The organism is Thiosulfatihalobacter marinus, assembly GCF_016019955.1.
Taxonomy (GTDB): Bacteria; Pseudomonadota; Alphaproteobacteria; order Rhodobacterales; family Rhodobacteraceae; genus Shimia; species Shimia marinus_A.
In genome coordinates this window covers 12236-29319 of sequence record NZ_JAECRZ010000018.1, presented here as the reverse complement: position 1 = coordinate 29319, position 17084 = coordinate 12236, and the positions used below count along the sequence as shown (strand labels likewise).

Genomic DNA, 17084 nt, shown 5'->3' with positions numbered 1-17084 from the left:
AGCTTAATGTTTCGAATTCTTCCGACGGTTCTTTTGTTGTTGTTGGCCGCGCTACCGCTGACAGCCCAGGAAAATCAGCGCACCGCCTTTAACGAGGGGCTGGCCCGGTTCAGTGAATTGATCATGGCTGGGGAACTGGGCAATGCAGTGGACTTTCTGCGCCCCGACGCCGCGCTGAGCAACGACGAAATCGCCGGGTTGAACGGCCAGCTTCAGGCACTTTACGAGGGCGCCTTCACCGGTAGCGACACAGTGCGGTCCGAGGCGCTGAAGGGCGGTTTCCGCCAGGAAATGTTGGCCTTTTGGACCGAGAAAGGCGAATATTTCTACGTTTATCTGCTACTGCACGCGCGCGATGGCAGACGGGTCGTTCTTTCAATCCAGTATGATACGGATTTTGATAAACTTTTCCGCCTGTTCTAAGCCAAAGCTAAATCGGTTGCCGACAGGTTTCTTCAAGCGTCAGTCGTCTTTTCAGATAAGGTTTGCCCAGAATCCTGCTGCGGCATTGTGCCGGCAAATACCCGGGTAACGGACAAAGCAACACCTGAGAGCACCAATGCCGGACACCCTGCATGCAAACGCAAGTGCCCGCCGTCGGCGGGCATCGATGCAGGTTTGCACAATATTGCGCGCCTATACCGACAGGCGCGACGCGTGCGCGCCTCGTTCCCGGTAGGGCGTGGTGTCGTAATGCGCGCGGTAACATTTCGAAAAATGACTGGGCGAGGCAAAGCCGCACGCCAGCGCTACATTGATCACGCTCATATCCGTCTGCATCAGCAGGTTGCGCGCCTTTTGCAGACGCAATTCCATATAGTATCGCTTGGGCGAGCGGTTGAGATAGCGCCTGAACAGCCGCTCCAGTTGTCGGGTGGACAAACCCACCTCTTTGGCCAGGATAGAAGGGCTGATCGGTTCTTCGATATTGGTCTCCATCATCTGGATGACCATGCTCAACTTGGGGTGACGGACCCCGATGCGGGTCGGTACGCTCAGGCGCTGGTTGTCCTGATCGGTTCGGATCGAACTGTAAATTTGCTGATCCGCAACCCAATTGGCCACGTCTTCTCCCAGATCGTCGGCGATGATTTGTAAAAACAAGTCGATCGAAGAGGTGCCGCCCGCTGTCGTCATGCGGTTGCCATCGATGGAAAAAACCGATTTTGACAGCAGGACATCTTCGAACTCCTCGGCGAAACTGTCCTGGTTCTCCCAATGAATGGTCGCTTTCTTGCCTTCGAGCAACCCGGCGCAGGCCATTGTATAGGACGCTGTGCACAACCCGCCAATACGCAGGCCCTTGCGGGCCTCGCGCCGCAACCAGTTCAAAAGTTTCTTGGTGGTCGCCTTTTGAATGTCGATGCCGCCGCACAGGATAATGGTGTCGTCGCGATGCAATTCGCCCAGATCGCCATCCAGCGTGAAGGTGGTGCGCGTAGAGCAGCTGACCGTTTCACCACCTTCGCCAACAAGCTGCCAACTATAATAATCCCGCCCCAAATGCCGATTTGCCAGCCGGAGGCAATCCATGGCCGAAGCAAAAGACAGCAACGTGAAATTCTCCAGCAGCACAAAAACGAAACGGCGCGATTTGGCTTCCTGGGAGTCGGGGGCGCGGGTTGCCTTGAGCGACATGACTGCCTTTCCTTGCCTCCGTCACCGACGGGGTCGTATGGGCGTTAGAGGTGGACTTTAGCCCCCAAAACGCAGGGCGCGTCAAGGCGGCAATTCCTCTATGGCTCTTGGTGGTCCGCTTTTGTATAAGGCGGGCTCAACCTGTCCAACCGGAGTAAAGACTATGGCAGAATGGCACAAATCTGACTGGCGCGCCAAGCCGCGAGTTCAGATGCCTGAGTATACGGATGCAGAAGCGCTGAAAGCCGTCGAGGCGCAGCTTGCAAGCTATCCGCCGCTCGTCTTTGCCGGAGAAGCGCGGTCGCTGAAAGCGAAACTCGGGGCCGCCTCTCGCGGCGAGGCGTTTTTGCTGCAAGGCGGCGACTGTGCGGAAAGCTTTGAACAGTTCAGCGCGGATGCGATCCGCGACACGTTCAAGGTGATGTTGCAGATGGCCATGGTGCTGACTTATGGCGCCAAAGTGCCGGTGGTGAAGGTGGGCCGCATGGCCGGTCAGTTCGCCAAACCGCGCTCGGCTCCTACCGAGGTGGTGGATGGAGTCGAACTGCCCAGCTATCGTGGCGATATCATCAATGAACTGGCCTTTTCACCCGAGGCGCGAATCCCCGATCCGCGCAAGATGCTTCAGGCCTATACCCAGGCGGCGGCCACGCTGAACCTGCTGCGCGCCTTCTCCACCGGGGGCTATGCCGATGTGCATCAGGTCCATGCCTGGACGCTGGGCTTTACCGAAAGCGAAAAGGCCGCAAGATACCGCGATCTGGCCAACCGGATCAGCGATACGCTTGATTTCATGCAGGCCGCTGGTGTTGGCAGCGACACCGCCGAGGCGCTGCGCACGGTCAGCTTCTATACCAGCCACGAATCCTTGTTGCTGGAATATGAAGAGGCGCTGACGCGGCTGGATTCGACCTCTGGCAAATGGCTGGCCGGGTCGGGCCACATGATCTGGATCGGCGATCGTACCCGCCAACCCGATGGCGCGCATGTGGAATTTGCGCGCGGCGTGCTCAACCCGATCGGTCTGAAATGCGGCCCCACCACCACTGCCGACGATCTCAAGGTGCTGATGGCAAAGCTGAACCCGGAAAACGAAGCGGGCCGGTTGACCCTGATCGCGCGCTTTGGTGCGGGCAGCGTGGGCGAACACCTGCCGCGCCTGATCAAGGTCGTTCAGGAAGAGGGCGCGAACGTGCTGTGGACCTGTGATCCGATGCATGGCAACACGATCAAGTCGGCCAGCGGTTACAAGACACGACCCTTTGACAGCGTGCTGCGTGAGGTGCGCGAGTTCTTCGCCATCCACAAGGCCGAGGGCACCATTCCCGGTGGTGTGCATTTCGAAATGACCGGCCAGGATGTGACCGAATGCATCGGCGGCGTGCGGGCCGTGACAGACGAGAACCTGTCGGATCGCTATCACACGGCCTGCGATCCGCGTCTGAATGCGTCGCAGTCGCTGGAACTGGCCTTCCTTGTCGCCGAGGAACTGTCCGCGCTGCGGGAAACCCGCGCAGCGCAGGCTGTATGAACGCAACAACGCGTAGAAAATGGAAAAGGCGGGGTGCCATGTCCGGTGGGCCCCGCCTTTGCCTTGTCGGACAGTCTGAATCTCCTAACCGTCCGTCAGCACCACCCGCAGGTGCGGGTAGGGTGTCGGTTTAGTGGCTGCCCTGATGGCGGCGGCTTCGGGGGCCTGCGGGGTCAGACGGCGGCGCAGATCCCCTCCCTCCAACTGGCGCAGAAAACTGCCCTCCAGGTGAAACCGGCGCGGCGCGCGGCCGATACGGCCCTCGACCACCATGGCCCCCAAAATGCGTGACACTTTGCCGGTCTCTCCGCGCAGCGGCAAAAGCAGCATCTGCGCCGAAAGCGCCGGGCGCGACAAACCGGTTGATTCCGCGCACATGCGCAAGCTGGCGGTTGCGGGGCCGGAAAACACATCCTCTAACGCGCGACGAAACATTTCACGCGTGTCGGGCGCGATCAGCGACGACATCGGCATGCCACGCATTTCCATGCCCATCACATCCGTCAGAACCTGTCCGGCAACCCGGATGCGCGCCATGCCCGGCGCCATGCGTTCCAGCACAAACGCATGTTTCAGCGCAGATTGAATCCCACGTGGATCTACCTCGGACCGATACGGCACTGACGACCCGTGCCGCAGCGCCTCCCAATAGCTTGTTACTTCGTTCAATACCGGATGACTGCGCAATTCGGTATCGGTTGGTCTTTTTCCCCGCAAGAAAGCCACGTCACTCACCCTTGACATTGCGGCTGGGCCGGTGTGGCGCGTGGCGGCATAAGACGAACCTGTCCGCCCCTTTGCCCGCCCCGGTCCCCCGACCATCCGCGCCTTAACCTCTGCCCAACCTAAGTTACCACTTCCTTAATATGTCGCATTTTTCCTTAAATGGGTGAAAAAGCGATGCGATTGGTTAACCGAACCGCCCCCGGCTTGCCCTGCACGCCTGACTGGGTTTAGGTGCAGTGCACACAGTATCAGGAGGCACATTTGCTGCATTCGATGACAGGGTTCGCCACGCTCAAGGGCGAACAGGGGGCCTATGGCTGGACATGGGACATGCGTGGCGTAAATGCCAAAGGTCTGGATCTGCGCCTGCGGGTGCCCGATTGGATCGACGGTCTGGAGCCTGCTGTGCGCGGTGCGCTTGGCAAGGCGATGGCGCGCGGGTCGGTGAGCCTGGGGCTGCGGGTGCAGCGCGAGGAGGCGCAAACGACACAGGTGGTGAATCCGGCGCAGCTAAACAGCATTCTTGCCGCTTTGCAGGACGTTGAAAACACAGCTGCCAAACGCGGTGTTACGCTGGCCCCGACTTCGGGAGCAGAGCTTCTGGCCACGCGCGGCGTGTTGGAAACCGCCTCGGATGACGGCGACAGCGCGGCCCTGAAACAGGCGCTTGTTGCACAATTGCCTGACCTGATCACCGCCTTTCTGGAAATGCGCCAGACCGAAGGCGCGGCGCTGGAGATCGTACTGCGGAGCCAGCTTGACCGGATCGAAGGCCTCACCGCCGATGCCGCCGCCGCCGCCGAGGCCCGGCGCGCGGAAACCGCCGCCGCACTACAGGTCAATCTTGCACGCGTGCTGGACAATACAGATGGGGCCGATCCTGACCGCGTCGCGCAGGAACTGGCGCTGATCGCCGTAAAAACCGATGTGACCGAAGAACTGGATCGCTTGCACGCACATGTCAAGGCCGCGCGCGAATTGATCGCCAAGGGCAGCCCGGCCGGGCGCAAGCTCGATTTCCTGATGCAGGAATTCAATCGGGAGGCCAACACCCTGTGTTCCAAGGCGCAATCGGTCGCACTTACTCGGATCGGGCTGGACCTCAAAGCGGTGATCGACCAGATGCGCGAACAGGTACAGAACGTGGAATAACAACATGACCAACAGACGCGGCCTTCTCATTATCCTTTCCTCGCCCTCGGGCGCGGGAAAATCCACCCTGTCCAAACGCTTGCGCGCCTGGGATCCGACAATCCGGTTTTCGGTTTCGGCCACCACGCGTAAACCGCGCGATGGAGAGGTTGACGGGCAGGATTATCACTTCATGCCCGAGGAAGTCTTCAAAAGGGATGTGGCGGCGGGCGATATGCTGGAACATGCCTTTGTTTTCGGGAATTTCTACGGTTCGCCCAAGGGACCGGTGAAACAGGCCATCGACATAGGGCAGGATCTTTTGTTCGATATCGACTGGCAGGGCGCGCAACAGATCCGCAATTCTGATCTTGGACAACATACGCTGTCGATCTTTCTGTTGCCGCCGTCGATCACCGAATTGCACCGCCGTCTGGTCAGCCGGGGGCAGGACAGCGATGAGGTGATTGCCAAGCGGATGCAGAAAAGCTGGGACGAGATCAGCCATTGGGGCAGTTATGATCACGTCCTGATCAACGATGATCTCGACGCGACCGAGCGCGACCTGATTTCGATCGTCACCGCCACCCGGCTGCGCCGTATTCAGCAGCCTGCGCTGGTGGATCACGTCCGCAAGTTGCAAGCTGAATTCGAGGAGATGCAATAATGCCGCTTTACGAACTTGACGGGCGCCGCCCGACCATTGCCGAAGATACCTGGATCGCCCCGGATGCCAACATTATCGGCGATGTGGTGATCGAGGAGGGTGCTTCGGTCTGGTTTGGCTGTACCTTGCGGGGTGACAATGAACAGATCGTGATCGGCAAGGGATCGAACGTGCAGGAAAGCACCGTGATGCACACCGATCCGGGCTTTGCGCTGATCATCGGAGAAAACTGTACCATCGGCCACAAGGCCATGCTGCATGGATGCAGGATCGCAGACGGCGCGCTGATCGGTATGGGCGCCACGGTGTTGAACGGCGCGCGTATCGGGCGGGACTGCCTGATCGGGGCAGGGGCCTTGATCACCGAGGGCAAGGACATTCCGGACCGCTCTCTGGTGATGGGGACGCCCGGCAAGGTCGTGCGCGAACTGGACCCGGTCGCCGTGAAGGGGCTGGAAATGTCGGCCCGCCACTACCAGGACAATATGCGCCGGTTCCGCGCGGGGCTGCGGGAGGTTTGAGCGATCCGCGCCAGGTGGTGCTGAGCGGATCGTGTTACAGTCGCGCCCAGCGTCACCCAACCGTCACATCCGATTGGTTAAGTTCAGCCTGCGACCCGCCACGCAGGCGAATTGACAAGGATCTCTGATGGCCAACCCCATGGACCCCTCGATCCTGGATGCGATCCCACTGCCCGCGCTGTTTGTGGACAGCGCCGCACGGGTTCGTGGCGCAAACGCGCGGGCGCTGAAGATTCAGCCACAGGCGAGGGAGAACCGCCCCTTTATTCTGCTGTTCCGCCAGCCCGGACTGAACTCTGCTGTCGAGACCTGCCTGAACACGCGCAGCCCGCAAGAAGCGGTTTATTTTCATAGCGAAGGCCCACAGGAACTGCGGTTCCAGGTTTCCTGCGCGCCGGTAGACGGCGCGTTCGGGGAGGGAGCGCTGGTCTGTTTTCGCGACATTACGGAACTACGCCAGCTTGATCAGATGCGCCGCGATTTTGTTGCCAACGTCAGCCATGAGTTGCGAACGCCGCTTACCGCGATCTTGGGTTTCATCGAAACCTTGCAAGGCCCGGCACGCGACGATTCGGCGGCGCGAGAGAGATTCCTGGCCACCATGGCTACCGAGGCCGGGCGTATGAATCGCCTTGTTGGGGATCTCTTGTCGCTCACTAAGGTAGAAGAAGACTCGCGCGTGCGGCCTACCGAAAGCGTTGATCTCGGTGCGCTTGTGCAATCCGTTGTAAGGAGTTTGACCCCGTTGGCCCAAGGTAGCGATTGCACTCTGTCCTTCGAAGCGCCAGCAACGGCACTTTGTATTCCCGGTGACAGCGATCAGCTTGTTCAGGTTGTGACGAACCTTGTCGAAAACGCGTTGAAGTATGGTGGTCACGGCACGACCGTGAGCCTCTCCCTTGATCGGGTCGACAGGGACCGTTCGCTGCGTGGCCCCGCCGTGGCTCTGGCTGTCGCAGATGACGGACCGGGCATCGAACATATTCACATTCCGCGCCTGACCGAACGGTTTTATCGAATCGACGGCCACCGGTCGCGCGAGATGGGGGGCACCGGGCTGGGGCTTGCCATCGTCAAACACATCGTCCACCGGCATCGCGGGCGCATGGCAATCGACAGCACACCGGGGCAGGGCAGCACATTCCGCGTGATTTTGCCCTGTTCGTAGCGATTTCACTCGCGGAACCCGCATCTGTCATAAAACCGTTACACCCATGTCACAAAAGCTTGGCCAGCGCGGCCTAAGTCACGTTCGAGACTGATCAACAGACAGTCAGGAAAACAATGGAGCTTTACACATGTCCGTCAAACTGACCGCATCGGCCCTTGCCATCGCTGTCGTCACAGCCACTTCCGCCGCCGCGCGGGAGCAGGTTCAGGTTGCCGGCTCGTCGACCGTTCTTCCCTATGCGTCGATCGTTGCCGAAGCCTTTGGAGAAAACTTTGACTTCCCGACCCCGGTTGTTGAATCGGGCGGCTCGTCGGCCGGGCTCAAGCGGTTTTGCGAAGGTGTCGGCGAAAACACAATCGACATCGCCAACGCGTCTCGCAAGATCAAGGACTCGGAAATCAAGGCCTGCGCCGAAAATGGTGTGACCGATATCATTGAGGTGCGCATCGGCTATGACGGCATCGTCTTTGCCAGCGACATCAACGGCAATGGGTTCGAATTTTCCCCGAGCGACTGGTTCCTTGCTCTTTCGGACAAGATCCTGGTGGACGGCGCGCTGGCAGATAACCCCAATACGACCTGGGCTGACGTGAACCCGGCCTTCCCGGCACAGCCGATCCAGGCCTTCATCCCCGGCACCAAACACGGCACGCGCGAAGTCTTTGAAGACAAGGTGATCCTTGCCGGATGTGAAGAAACCGGTGCGTTTGACGCGCTGAAAGCCGCCAATGGCGGTGACAAGAAAGCCGCCGAAAAGGCTTGTATCGGGCTGCGGACTGATGGCGTGTCGGTCGATATCGACGGCGACTATACCGAAACCCTGGCGCGTATCGAAAGCAACAAGGACGGCATCGGTGTTTTTGGTCTGGCGTTCTACGAGAACAACACCGACAAGCTGCAAGTTGCCACCATGTCGGGTGTGGTTCCCTCGACGGAATCGATTGCAACCGGTGAATATCCGGTGTCGCGTCCGCTGTTTTTCTATGTGAAAAAGGCGCATATCGGCGTGATCCCCGGCCTTAAGGAATATGCCGAGTTCTTCGTGGCCGACGAGGTTGCCGGCCCCGACGGCCCGTTGGCCGAATACGGCCTGGTGTCGGATCCGGAACTGGAGAAAACCCAGGCAGCCGTGGCGGACGAAGCCGTCATGGGCTCGAACATGTAATCGAAATTCTTGGGCGGCGCTTATGCGTCGCCCGACCTTACCTGCTGAATTGGCTCCCCTGAAATGCCTGTATTCTGGCTTGTCCTGATCCTCCTCGCCCTGGCTGTGGCGGGGTATTTTATTGGCCGCATACGTGCGGTGAATTCCGTGGGCGGCGATAGCCGCGTGCTGCATTCCCTGCCGGTGTACTACGGCGCGAGTGCCGCGATCAGCGTGCTTGTTCCCGCGATGGGCCTGCTGGCGATCTGGTTGCTGGCCCAGCCGATTCTGGTTGAACGGTCGGTGTCCGGCATGATCCCCTCAAGCCTGATCCCCGACGGGGCGAACCTGAACCTGGTCATGGCCGATGTAAGACGTGTGGCCGAGGGGCTGAACGTGGCGGTGCAGCAGGGAGCCATAAGCAACGAGCAAGCCCGGACACTTCGGGCCGAAACATCCGATATTCGCGCGGTTCTGGGGCAGGTCGGCGTTGCGCTGGGGCAAGAGGTGCGCCCCGAAGTCCTGCGCGCCGCACAGAGCTATCGCAACTTGTCGGCGTCGGGCGCATTGGCCATGACGGTGACTGTGCTGGCGCTCGCGATGGTCGGTTTGGGCGTCTCGATACGCATCAGCCATGGGCAATTCCGCGCACGCAATGTGGTGGAGCGCGTTATCCTGCTGCTCTTGATGGCCGCAGCCTCGCTGGCGATCCTGACCACGATCGGAATCGTTTTCTCGATGCTGTTTGAATCGATCAATTTCTTCCGCCTGCATTCGGTCTCGGATTTCTTCTTTGGTGCCACCTGGGCGCCCAATTTTCGCGGGGATTCAGACCTGTCGATTCTGCCATTGTTGTGGGGCACGCTGTATATTTCGTTCATCGCGCTGCTGGTGGCGGTGCCAATTGGCCTTTTCGCAGCGATATTTCTGTCGGAATACGCGGGTCCGAAGACCCGGGCCATTGCCAAACCCCTGCTGGAAATTCTGGCCGGGATTCCGACCATTGTTTACGGTCTCTTTGCCCTGCTGACCGTTGGTCCGCTGCTGGTCAGTCTGTTTGGGCAGTCAGGCACACTGGGGGTGAACTGGATGTCAGGGGCCACATCGGTTCTGACAGCGGGCGCGGTGATGGGAATCATGCTGGTCCCTTTTGTCAGCTCGCTCTCGGACGACATAATCAATGCCGTACCCCAATCCATTCGTGACGGCTCCCTTGGCCTTGGGGCGACCCCTTCGGAAACCATTCGCAACGTGGTGATTCCGGCGGCGCTTCCTGGTATCGTAGGCGCGATCCTACTTGCGGCCAGCCGCGCCATTGGGGAGACCATGATTGTGGTCATGGGGGCCGGGGCGATAGCCAAGTTCTCGCTGAGCCCCTTTGACTCGATGACCACCATTACCACCCGTATTGTCAGCCAACTGACTGGCGACGGCGATTTTTCCAGCCCGGAAACGCTGGTGGCCTTTGCTCTCGGGCTGACCCTGTTTGTCCTCACCCTCGGCCTGAACGTCCTTGCACTCGTGATCGTGCGCAAATACCGGGAGCAATACGAATGAGTGACGCTACCACGCCCAAAGGTGAATTGCAGTCATCGATTCACCACATGAGCGCACGCACCAAACGCCGCAACGCCGCCGAGCGCCGGTTCCGGGCATACGGAATCGCTGCGATCGCAATTGGCCTGTTGATGCTTGTGACGCTCGTTTACGCCATCCTCTCCAAAGGGGCCGGGGCCTTTAGCCAGAGCTTTGTCACCATGCAGGTCGAATTGCAGGAGGCCAAACTGGACAAGAAGGGCAATCGAAACATCGAAGAAATCAAGAAGGTCACGACCTTTGGCTATGCGCCCTTGATCAAGGATGCCTTTGAAAAGGTCGTTGGCGACAGGGGCATCGAAACCGACCTTAAGTCCAAGGAAATGGCCGCGCTGCTGTCAAAATCGGCCGCGTCGCAACTGCGCGAATACGTGATTGCCAACCCTGAGAAAATTGGTGAAACGATCGAATTCCGCTTTCTTGCCAACAGCCGGATCGACGGGTATCTCAAGGGGCGCGTGACCCGCGAGAGTATCGCCAATGACAAGAACGTCAACGCAGAACAGCTTGATTTCGCGGATCAACTGATCAACGCGGGCATTCTTGAAAAGACCTTCAATATCGATTTCATCATTGGCGCGGATGCGTCGGATCAGCGCCCAGAAGCCGCCGGGATCGGCGTGGCGATGATGGGCTCATTGTTCATGATGCTGACCGTTCTAGCGTTGTCGCTGCCCATTGGTGTCGCCGCGTCTATCTATCTTGAGGAATTTGCACCCAAGAACTGGATCACCGATGTTATCGAAGTGAACATCTCCAACCTGGCCGCTGTTCCGTCGATCGTGTTCGGCATCCTGGGGCTGGCCGTTTTCATCAACTATATGCACCTGCCACAATCGGCCCCGCTTGTGGGCGGCCTTGTGCTGACGCTGATGACCCTGCCGACCATCATCATTTCCACGCGCGCTTCGCTCAAGGCGGTGCCACCGTCGATCCGCGACGCGGCGTTGGGGGTAGGGGCCTCCAGGATGCAATCTGTCTTTCACCACGTTCTGCCTCTTGCCGCGCCCGGCATCCTGACCGGCACCATCATCGGTCTGGCGCAGGCCCTGGGCGAAACCGCGCCACTGCTTTTGATTGGCATGATCGGATTTATCGCCTCGAACATGCCTCAGACCATTGGCGAGGGCCTGCTGTCACCCAACTCGGCCATGCCGGCTCAGATCTATGAATGGGCCAAGCGCGCCGATCCGGCCTTTTATGAACGCGCATGGGGCGGAATCATCATTCTCTTGATCTTCCTCGTGTCGATGAACACTCTTGCAGTCATCCTGCGCCGGCGGTTTGAGCGCCGCTGGTAAGTCAAGGAATTCTCACATGTTTGACGCACAACGCCCGGGGGATACCGTGGACCAGAAGGAAACCAAGATCTCGGCCCGAAATGTTCAGGTCTATTATGGCGACACCCATGCCATCAAGGACGTGAACGTGGATATCGAATCGAAATCCGTCACCGCCTTTATCGGCCCGTCGGGATGCGGCAAGTCCACTTTCCTGCGTTGTATCAATCGGATGAACGACACAATTGATATATGTCGCGTGCAAGGAGATATCCTTTTGGACGGCGAAGACATCTATGACAAGAAGGTCGATCCGGTACAGCTTCGCGCCAAGGTGGGCATGGTGTTCCAAAAGCCCAACCCGTTCCCCAAATCGATCTATGACAATGTGGCCTATGGCCCGCGCATCCATGGCCTTGCCCGTTCCAGGGCTGATCTGGATGTGATCGTGGAGAAATCCCTGCGGCGCGGCGCGATCTGGGACGAGGTGAAGGACAGGCTTCATGCCCCGGGAACCGGGCTGTCTGGCGGCCAGCAACAGCGCCTGTGCATCGCGCGCGCGGTGGCCACCGAACCCGAGGTTCTGCTTATGGACGAACCTTGTTCGGCGCTCGATCCGATTGCTACCGCGCAGGTCGAAGAGCTGATCGACGAGCTGAGAAACCAGTATTCGGTGGTGATCGTGACCCACTCGATGCAACAGGCCGCCCGGGTCAGCCAGAAAACCGCGTTTTTCCATCTGGGAAACCTTGTGGAATACGGCGACACCTCGCAAATTTTCACAAATCCCAAGGACGAGCGTACCGAAAGCTACATCACGGGACGGATTGGTTAACACAGAGGATCGGACGATGAACGACCAGCATATTGTCTCGGCATTCGACCGGGATCTAGAGGGCGTACAGGCGCTTGTGATGAAGATGGGGGGGCTGGTTGAGGCGGCAATCCTGGATGCCTCCAAATCGCTCAAGAACCGTGACGAGGAATTGGCGGAAAGAGTGCGCAAGGCGGATGCGGCAATTGATGAACTTGAAGACACTATCAATGCGCAATGCGCCCAATTGATCGCGTTGCGGGCGCCGACGGCCATCGACCTGCGCCTGGTGCTGACGGTGATGAAGATCACGGGAAACCTTGAACGTATCGGCGACTATGCAAAGAACATGGCCAAGCGCACCTCTGTTCTGGTGCACATGACCCCGGTCGAGGGCGCGCGAGGTGGCCTGCGCCGTATGGCGCGCGAGGTGCAGCTGATGCTCAAGGACGTGCTGGATGCCTATATCCAACGCGACGCTGAACTTGCGCGTGACGTGCTGGAGCGCGACCGCGAGATCGATCAGATGTACAATGCCCTGTTCCGCGAGTTCCTGACCTTCATGATGGAAGACCCACGTCACATATCGCCCTGTATGCACCTGCATTTCATCGCGAAGAACACCGAGCGGATGGGCGATCACGTAACGTCGATTGCTGAGCAGGTAATCTACCTCGTGACCGGAAAAATGCCCGAGGATGACCGCCCCAAGGCCACGCGCTACGACGCCGAATGACGCGCCAACTTGCTGATCTGGAGTATTCGGACCATGACCAAAGACCACCCCACCGTGCTGGTTGTCGAAGACGAGCCGGCGCAACGCGAGGTATTGTCCTACAACCTTCATGCCGAGGGCTACAACGTTGAAACCGCCGGAGACGGTGACGATGCCTTGTTGATGGTGGAAGAAGTTGCACCCGATGTGATTGTTCTGGATTGGATGCTGCCAGGCACGTCAGGCATCGAAATCTGCCGACGGCTGAAGACCCGGAGCAGTACGAAGGGTATTCCGATTATCATGCTGTCGGCACGTTCGGAAGAGGTGGACCGGGTGAGGGGGCTTGAAACCGGGGCCGACGATTATGTCGTCAAACCGTATTCAGTTATGGAATTGCTGGCCCGTGTGCGCAACCAGTTGCGGCGGGTGCGCCCGGCCGCGGCTGGCCAAACTCTGGAGTACCAGGACATCTTGCTGGATTCCGAGACCCATCGTGTAACCCGCCAGGACAAGTTGCTGAAGCTGGGCCCAACCGAATTTCGCCTGTTGACGGCATTCATGGAAAAACCCGGCCGTGTCTGGAGCCGCGAACAGCTATTGGACCGGGTTTGGGGCAGGGACATCTATGTCGACAGCCGGACCGTGGATGTACATATCGGGCGGCTGCGCAAGGCGCTTTGCGAACACGGAGGCGAGGATCCTCTGCGCACCGTTCGCGGTGCCGGCTATGCGCTTGGATGAACGCGGTGGGTTGGAAACCGTGGATTTATGCGGTCAAATGATTGGAAATATTGTAGGCTTGATGCGGCTGAACGAGAGTTGACAGTACTACATTAGTTCATTTCAACCCGAGCTATGCCTCCCAACCAATTGTATTTACGCAAGTTATTCAGATTGCTAAATTCGCATAATCGGTATTATGTAAAAACAAGGCGTAACCGATCCAGCCTGCGTTTTTGTGTCCCACGGTCGTGGTTGCACTGGACAGAACAAAGATACTTCCGATAGGTATTATTCAAGAGTTATCAATTTCGCAGCGACTTCGGACTGCGCTTTGCGGCGCGGACACCGTCAACGGCCCCTGGCGTCCTGGCCGAGCTTATTTGTACGCAATTGGAAAGTGTAATTATTGGGATGCGGGACACGCTCGAATATATCAAAGCGGTAATGAACGAGACCAGCCTCGAAGCCTTGTGGGATATGCACGTGGCTCGCATGTCGGATTACGGGTTCGATCGGCTGATCTACGGCTATACCAATTTCAGAAGCGGTGTTTCCTTGGGCGACGTTGAGGATTTCTTCATCCTGTCCAATCATTCCCGTGAATATCTTGACAAGTTCCTTGGCGAAGGCATGTATTTTCATACGCCGATGATGGAATGGACGCTGAACAACTCCGGCGCCAAAAGCTGGCAAGCGGTACATGATGCCTATGATGCCGGTTTGTTGTCACCCGAACAGATCGAAGTTTATCGGGTCAATCAATCTCTCAATTTGACCGCTGGCTATACAATCAGTTTCCCGGCTGTCTCTTCGCGTACCAAGGGCGCTATTTCCCTAGGAGGGCGTTCCGGCCTGACGCAAAGGGACGTAGACGATATCTGGGCCCAGCATGGCGGCAACATTGTGCTGATCAACAACGTCGCGCATCTGAAAATTCACTCCCTGCCCTACACCTATCCCGAGCGCGAGCTGACCAAACGACAGCGCGAGGTTCTTGAATGGGTTGGTGATGGCAAGACGATCCAGGACATCGCCACCCTGATAGAACGCACACCCGCAACGGTGGAAAAGCACTTGCGACTGGCGCGCCAGGCCATGAATGTCGAAACCACCGCGCAGGCCTTGCTCAAGGCGTCCTTCATGCACCAAATTTACTTGCCAGAATCCCAAAGCTGACGCATAATAGCGTCAAAAGTACGGTATTTCTGACTTGCTTAACCGTGGGTCAAGCTGTCAAACTGTGTTTGTTCCGTGAGTGGTGGCTTTGGCCATTGGGACAAGTTCGGCGCCTACCTTCGCCATTTCGGGGCTCTGGGGGTCGACCGGTATCCAACCCGGATGTCAGTCGCAGTCTTATTTTGCTTGTTGGCTGGCGTTTTCTTGGGCCTCCCCATCCCCATGTTACGGAGGCTTGGAAAAGGAACGGCGTCGCCCATGTGCGGCGCCGTTTTTTTGGCGCGCTGCCGAATATGAAAATGGGCCGTCGGCATTACACCGGCGGCCCATTGCAACTCTTCGACAAGGCAAATTTTAGCCCTGAGCGGCCTTGGCCACTTCTGCCGCAAAGTCTTCCTCTTTCTTTTCGATACCTTCGCCCACTTCCATGCGAATGAAGCCGGTGATTTCGGCCCCGGCCTCCTCTGCCGCCTTCGCAACGGTCAGGTCGGGGTTGACCACAAATGCCTGGTTCACCAGCGTGATCTCGGCCAGGAATTTCTTCATGCGGCCTTCGATCATCTTCTCGATGACTTGCTCGGGCTTGCCCGATTCACGCGCGATCTCGATCTGAACGGAACGTTCCTTTTCCACCACGGCGGGATCCAGATCATCGGAGGTCAGCGCCTGCGGGCGCGGATCAGCCGCAGCCACGTGCATTGCGACCAGCTTGCCGAACGCCTCGTCGCCACCCTTCATCGCAACCAGCACGCCGATCTTGCCCATTCCGGGCACGGCAGGATTGTGGATATAGGACACGACGGTTTCACCTTCGACAGTGGCCATGCGGCGCACCGACATATTCTCACCAATGGTTGCCACCGCATCGGTCACTGTATCGGCGACAGATTTGCCACCCATGTCCGCTGCCAGAAGGGACTCGGTGTTGTCAACGGTCAGCGCGACATCGGCGATCCCGCCAACCATTTTCTGGAAATCGGCGTTCTTGCCGACAAAGTCGGTTTCCGAGTTCACTTCCACGGCAACGCCCTTGCCGCCGTCAACCTTTACGGCCACCAGTCCCTCGGCGGCAATGCGGCCCGATTTCTTGGCGGCCTTGGCCAGACCCTTGGTGCGCAGCCAGTCGATTGCCGCTTCCTGATCGCCATCGGTCTCTGTCAGCGCTTTTTTCGCGTCCATCATGCCTGCGCCGGTCATCTCGCGCAGTTCTTTGACCATAGCTGCTGTGATCGCCATTTTCGGCTCTCCTCGTCTGAAAAATGGAGTCCGAAGGCCGGCTTACCCTGCCTTCGGACCAGATATGTTACGCTTGGGCTTCGGCAGCCGCAGCGGGTGCATCTTCGGCCACGGCTTCTTCCACCGGGGCGTCTTCAAAGGCACCAAGGTCAACACCTGCCGCACCCATCTGGGCCGACATGCCATCCAGAGCCGCGCGCGAGGCCAGGTCGCAATACAGCGAGATGGCACGGGCCGCATCGTCGTTGCCCGGAATGATGTAATCCACGCCGTCGGGCGAGCAGTTGGTGTCAACAACGGCCACAACCGGGATACCCAGCTTGTTGGCTTCGGCCACGGCCAGCGCCTCTTTCTTGACATCTATGACGAACAGAAGGTCTGGCACACCGCCCATTTCGCGGATACCGCCCAAAGACGCCTGCAATTTGGTCTGGTCACGCTCCATGCCCAGACGTTCCTTCTTGGTCAGCCCGTCGGCGCCGGTTTCCATCTTTTCGTCGATTTCCTTCAGACGATTGATGGACTGCGAAACGGTTTTCCAGTTGGTCAGCGTACCACCCAGCCAGCGGTGGTTCATATAGTACTGAGCTGATTTCTCGGCGGCGTCGGCAATCGGGCCGGCGGCCTGACGCTTGGTCCCTACGAACAGAACCCGGCCACCTTTGGCAACGGTGTCGCGAACGGCATTCAGCGCCGCGTCTAGCATCGGGACGGTCTGGGTGAGGTCCATGATATGGATGCCGTTGCGCGCACCATAGATGAACTCGCCCATGCGGGGGTTCCAACGTTGCGTTTGGTGGCCAAAATGTACGCCTGCTTCCAGCAGCTGGCGCATGGTGAACTCGGGAAGAGCCATGCTGTATTTCCTTTTCCGGTTTACGCCTTGGCGGGGTGAAGTGAGAGCGGATGCTCCAACCGGCGGACCGGCAGGGATGTCTCCCCTGCCCTAGCCCAAACCCCGCCTGCGGGTTTGAATGCGCGCGCGATACATGATCCCCGGACCGGATGCAAG

The 17084-nt window shown here is 58.6% G+C and carries 17 protein-coding genes; 13 read left to right on the top strand and 4 right to left on the bottom strand.

Annotated features, from left to right (window positions below; translation table 11 throughout):
- Nucleotides 1-6: 6 nt before the first annotated feature.
- On the top strand, nt 7-423 hold the full coding sequence (locus I3253_RS18130) for a hypothetical protein (protein WP_197919230.1): 417 nt from the start codon (nt 7-9) through the stop codon (nt 421-423).
- Between the two features lie 213 nt (nt 424-636).
- Here I3253_RS18130 and I3253_RS18125 read toward each other — a convergent pair whose 3' ends face one another.
- On the bottom strand, nt 637-1638 hold the full coding sequence (locus I3253_RS18125) for a GlxA family transcriptional regulator (protein WP_197919229.1): 1002 nt from the start codon (nt 1636-1638) through the stop codon (nt 637-639).
- A 163-nt stretch (nt 1639-1801) separates the two neighbouring features.
- Here I3253_RS18125 and I3253_RS18120 point away from each other — a divergent pair, with 163 nt between their 5' ends.
- A complete protein-coding gene (locus I3253_RS18120) occupies nt 1802-3169 on the top strand; it encodes a class II 3-deoxy-7-phosphoheptulonate synthase (RefSeq protein ID WP_197919228.1) in 1368 nt (455 codons plus the stop codon).
- Nucleotides 3170-3253: 84 nt separating this feature from the next.
- On the opposite strand, the gene I3253_RS18115 is transcribed toward I3253_RS18120, so the two are convergent.
- Nucleotides 3254-3895, bottom strand: a complete 642-nt coding sequence (locus tag I3253_RS18115) for a PAS domain-containing protein (protein WP_197919227.1) — start codon at nt 3893-3895, stop codon at nt 3254-3256.
- Between the two features lie 261 nt (nt 3896-4156).
- Here I3253_RS18115 and I3253_RS18110 point away from each other — a divergent pair, with 261 nt between their 5' ends.
- The 11 genes from I3253_RS18110 to I3253_RS18060 all read left to right on the top strand — a co-directional run bounded on the left by I3253_RS18110 (nt 4157) and on the right by I3253_RS18060 (nt 14836).
- A complete protein-coding gene (locus tag I3253_RS18110; RefSeq protein ID WP_232237192.1) occupies nt 4157-5047 on the top strand; it encodes a YicC/YloC family endoribonuclease in 891 nt (296 codons plus the stop codon).
- Between the two features lie 4 nt (nt 5048-5051).
- Nucleotides 5052-5693, top strand: coding sequence for a guanylate kinase (gene gmk, locus I3253_RS18105; protein WP_197919226.1), 642 nt, complete (start codon nt 5052-5054; stop codon nt 5691-5693).
- On the top strand, nt 5693-6214 hold the full coding sequence (locus tag I3253_RS18100; protein WP_197919225.1) for a gamma carbonic anhydrase family protein: 522 nt from the start codon (nt 5693-5695) through the stop codon (nt 6212-6214). The genes gmk and I3253_RS18100 overlap by 1 nt, the downstream gene beginning before the upstream one ends.
- 127 nt (nt 6215-6341) lie before the next feature.
- Nucleotides 6342-7382 (top strand): ATP-binding protein, encoded by a 1041-nt coding sequence (locus tag I3253_RS18095; protein WP_197919224.1) that lies wholly within the window; start codon nt 6342-6344, stop codon nt 7380-7382.
- A gap of 130 nt (nt 7383-7512) precedes the next feature.
- A complete protein-coding gene (locus tag I3253_RS18090; protein WP_197919223.1) occupies nt 7513-8550 on the top strand; it encodes a substrate-binding domain-containing protein in 1038 nt (345 codons plus the stop codon).
- A 63-nt stretch (nt 8551-8613) separates the two neighbouring features.
- Entirely contained in the window at nt 8614-10086 is a 1473-nt protein-coding gene (pstC, locus tag I3253_RS18085) for a phosphate ABC transporter permease subunit PstC (RefSeq protein WP_197919222.1), read from the top strand.
- Nucleotides 10083-11426, top strand: a complete 1344-nt coding sequence (pstA, locus tag I3253_RS18080) for a phosphate ABC transporter permease PstA (RefSeq protein ID WP_197919221.1) — start codon at nt 10083-10085, stop codon at nt 11424-11426. The genes pstC and pstA overlap by 4 nt, the downstream gene beginning before the upstream one ends.
- A 16-nt stretch (nt 11427-11442) precedes the next feature.
- The gene (gene pstB, locus I3253_RS18075; protein WP_197919220.1) at nt 11443-12240 is read left to right on the top strand and encodes a phosphate ABC transporter ATP-binding protein PstB; all 798 of its coding nucleotides are present in this window, start codon (nt 11443-11445) and stop codon (nt 12238-12240) included.
- Nucleotides 12241-12256: 16 nt separating this feature from the next.
- Entirely contained in the window at nt 12257-12955 is a 699-nt protein-coding gene (gene phoU, locus I3253_RS18070; protein ID WP_197919219.1) for a phosphate signaling complex protein PhoU, read from the top strand.
- A 33-nt stretch (nt 12956-12988) separates the two neighbouring features.
- A complete protein-coding gene (gene phoB / locus I3253_RS18065; protein ID WP_197919218.1) occupies nt 12989-13678 on the top strand; it encodes a phosphate regulon transcriptional regulator PhoB in 690 nt (229 codons plus the stop codon).
- A gap of 426 nt (nt 13679-14104) precedes the next feature.
- Nucleotides 14105-14836 carry a LuxR family transcriptional regulator gene (locus I3253_RS18060; protein ID WP_232272187.1) on the top strand — a complete coding sequence of 244 codons (732 nt, stop codon included), beginning with the start codon at nt 14105-14107 and terminating at the stop codon, nt 14834-14836.
- A 354-nt stretch (nt 14837-15190) separates the two neighbouring features.
- Here the strand turns inward: I3253_RS18060 and tsf are convergent, their stop codons facing one another.
- A complete protein-coding gene (tsf, locus tag I3253_RS18055) occupies nt 15191-16072 on the bottom strand; it encodes a translation elongation factor Ts (RefSeq protein WP_197919216.1) in 882 nt (293 codons plus the stop codon).
- 67 nt (nt 16073-16139) lie between these two features.
- Nucleotides 16140-16928: a 30S ribosomal protein S2 gene (rpsB, locus tag I3253_RS18050; protein ID WP_197919215.1), complete on the bottom strand. Its 789-nt coding sequence runs from the start codon at nt 16926-16928 to the stop codon at nt 16140-16142.
- Between the last annotated feature and the right edge of the window lie 156 nt (nt 16929-17084).

Excerpts from the sequence above, each read along its gene's own strand:
- I3253_RS18130 (WP_197919230.1), top strand. The coding sequence starts at position 7 with ATGTTTCGAATTCTTCCGACGGTTCTTTTGTTGTTGTTGGCCGCGCTA.
- I3253_RS18125 (WP_197919229.1), bottom strand. The coding sequence starts at position 1,638 with ATGTCGCTCAAGGCAACCCGCGCCCCCGACTCCCAGGAAGCCAAATCG.
- I3253_RS18120 (WP_197919228.1), top strand. The coding sequence starts at position 1,802 with ATGGCAGAATGGCACAAATCTGACTGGCGCGCCAAGCCGCGAGTTCAG.
- gmk (WP_197919226.1), top strand. The coding sequence starts at position 5,052 with ATGACCAACAGACGCGGCCTTCTCATTATCCTTTCCTCGCCCTCGGGC.
- I3253_RS18100 (WP_197919225.1), top strand. The coding sequence starts at position 5,693 with ATGCCGCTTTACGAACTTGACGGGCGCCGCCCGACCATTGCCGAAGAT.
- I3253_RS18095 (WP_197919224.1), top strand. The coding sequence starts at position 6,342 with ATGGCCAACCCCATGGACCCCTCGATCCTGGATGCGATCCCACTGCCC.
- I3253_RS18090 (WP_197919223.1), top strand. The coding sequence starts at position 7,513 with ATGTCCGTCAAACTGACCGCATCGGCCCTTGCCATCGCTGTCGTCACA.
- pstC (WP_197919222.1), top strand. The coding sequence starts at position 8,614 with ATGCCTGTATTCTGGCTTGTCCTGATCCTCCTCGCCCTGGCTGTGGCG.
- pstA (WP_197919221.1), top strand. The coding sequence starts at position 10,083 with ATGAGTGACGCTACCACGCCCAAAGGTGAATTGCAGTCATCGATTCAC.
- pstB (WP_197919220.1), top strand. The coding sequence starts at position 11,443 with ATGTTTGACGCACAACGCCCGGGGGATACCGTGGACCAGAAGGAAACC.
- phoU (WP_197919219.1), top strand. The coding sequence starts at position 12,257 with ATGAACGACCAGCATATTGTCTCGGCATTCGACCGGGATCTAGAGGGC.
- phoB (WP_197919218.1), top strand. The coding sequence starts at position 12,989 with ATGACCAAAGACCACCCCACCGTGCTGGTTGTCGAAGACGAGCCGGCG.
- I3253_RS18060 (WP_232272187.1), top strand. The coding sequence starts at position 14,105 with ATGAACGAGACCAGCCTCGAAGCCTTGTGGGATATGCACGTGGCTCGC.
- tsf (WP_197919216.1), bottom strand. The coding sequence starts at position 16,072 with ATGGCGATCACAGCAGCTATGGTCAAAGAACTGCGCGAGATGACCGGC.
- rpsB (WP_197919215.1), bottom strand. The coding sequence starts at position 16,928 with ATGGCTCTTCCCGAGTTCACCATGCGCCAGCTGCTGGAAGCAGGCGTA.